We start from the raw sequence: 2,013 nt of genomic DNA, 5'->3' as shown, positions 1-2,013 counted from the left end.
CTCATAAAATAGTGGATTAACAGGAATTTAGTTTAGTCCATACAACGTAAAGTCGCAGGGAATTTTGATGAGAAATTGTTTTATATCTATTGCTATACAAAAACTGATCCGCCAATAGTTTAGAGATGAGGCTCTCGCTTACAAATTACTTCTTTTTGATCAGTCTTTTGTTGTTGCAGGTGCTTCAATAGTTTTTTGGCAGAAGTCTTCACTTGTTTATTTTCATTCTTAGTCTGTAGCTCAATATACCTACCTAACATTTCACACTGTACGCATAAGTCCTGGAAACGCCCAAAGAGCGCTTGGTGGGCTTTGTAAGATTGTTTGGCTGAGCTTGTTTTGGAGCCAGTAAGCTCAGAGAGGTAGCGGCTTTTCTTAATTAGCTTACGGATATGGTGAAGGTCGTCATCTTGATTGCTTGAGGTTAAATTATCCATAAGTCGACTGATATTGTCTGATAGCTCAATTTGTTTGTCAGTAAGCTTGTCATCATTAGTTTTTCCACACAGCTGTTCAAATTCACTAGATCTAAGAAACTGCTTCCATTGTTTGTTGTCTCGAAGAAAACGTTCACTATTGGCGAATTCACAGAATGCTAACAGCTTCTCGTGACGTATTTTTTCGAGGTCTTGGTATAGTTGAGAAAGTCCCTCACCGTATGTGCCTTGCTCTTCACCAGAAATGACTGAAAGGTAGTTTAGAAATACGTCTAAATCTCTCAGCTCGCCAGTGAGCATTGCGTGCTGTTTTAAGTTCCGTAGGTGCTGATCAAGCGTTTTGTCTTTTGTTAAGGTGTAAATCATGCTAGCAATTGACCAGGTTTTTCTTAGACAAACTCTGTATTGATGAACAAATTCGGAATCTATATCTGCAAGACAGCCAGGCAATAAACCCAAGGACATTTTGTGAAGTTTGAGTAAATTTGTCTGGATTTGATTTTGATCGCTTTCAGCATCGTGAGCTGCTTTGTTTACTTTACGCATATACTCATTATAGCTTGCCGAGGTGGGCGTAATTAAGCGTCGTACTTTCGCCTGAAGAGGAGACAAGGCAGCCCAGCTTGGCGTATCAAGTTCTAAATGAACATAGCTGCAGGTAGATAAACTCTTTATGGGTGTCTTTAAAAGAAACTCTAGAAGTTCCTCAAAAGCAGGGTTGTGGCCAACGATCAATACTTGATTCTCATCATCGCCGAGCTTATGCAGCCATTTTAGTAATTTCTTCCTGCTAAACGTGTATAGATCTTTGTCAGTTTTGACTTCAGTGAATGAGTTAGCGCATGTAAGGGTTGCCTGAATAGTTTGCCGTGCACGTTCTGCATTGCTGGAGTAGATGTTTGCTTGTAATGCGCCGTCAGCTTCAAGAATAGGAGACATGATAGCTATCTGACGTAATCCTCGCTTGTTCAGTGGTCTGTCTAAATCCGAAAGAGAAGGCTTAGAGCAACTGGACTTAGCGTGGCGTAAGAGATACAAGTGCTTCATCAGAAAGCCTCTAGAAATATCAAAAATGTTAGTGAGAAAAGTTCTTCCTCAATAATAAACCTTTTAGATGACAGTTAGTTTGCAAGGTTTTGATTGTATTTGCTAATTCTTACAGTTGTTCGTTGTTTTTGCTAAAGTGGTGTATGTCAAAAAACATGGATTAAGAAAGTACCTATGCCCAGCAAAGAACGATCAGACCTTAAAATATTATTATTACAAATCAGGGAAACCGAGCAAGTTAAGCAGGAAGAATTAGAAAGCTTTGCTCGATACAGTAAGCTTGATGTCACCCAATTTGATGTATTAAACGTTTTCGATCAGCCAGACTTTGCGAGAGATGTAGCGCAGGGCTACGATGCACTATTTGTAGGTGGAGCCAGTGAGGCAAATGTCTTGGAGCCTGAAACATATACTTTCGTGCCTCACGCTGAACGCTTGCTTTTACAGTGTGTCGAAAATGAAACCCCTGTATTTGCATCTTGTTTTGGTTTTCAGTTAGCTGCCCAAGCAAGCAACTGCGCTGCCATAC

The 2,013-nt window shown here is 40.1% G+C and carries 1 protein-coding gene and 1 pseudogene; one reads left to right on the top strand and one right to left on the bottom strand.

Translation table 11 applies throughout. From position 1 onward, the window contains the following. Positions 1 to 119 precede the first annotated feature (119 nt). The gene (locus A3757_RS10105) at positions 120 to 1,484 is read right to left on the bottom strand and encodes a CHAD domain-containing protein (RefSeq protein WP_082872091.1); all 1,365 of its coding nucleotides are present in this window, start codon (positions 1,482 to 1,484) and stop codon (positions 120 to 122) included. Between the two features lie 174 nt (positions 1,485 to 1,658). Between A3757_RS10105 and A3757_RS10100 the strand changes: the two are divergent. Then, positions 1,659 to 2,013 (top strand): annotated as a pseudogene (locus tag A3757_RS10100) (type 1 glutamine amidotransferase); the annotation flags it as partial.

The sequence above is a fragment of the Oleiphilus sp. HI0117 genome (assembly GCF_001635235.1).
The sequence above is the reverse complement of the archived record's forward strand: the minus strand, read 5'-3'. Positions and strand labels throughout refer to the sequence as shown.

Excerpts from the sequence above, each read along its gene's own strand:
- A3757_RS10105 (WP_082872091.1), bottom strand. The coding sequence starts at position 1,484 with ATGAAGCACTTGTATCTCTTACGCCACGCTAAGTCCAGTTGCTCTAAG.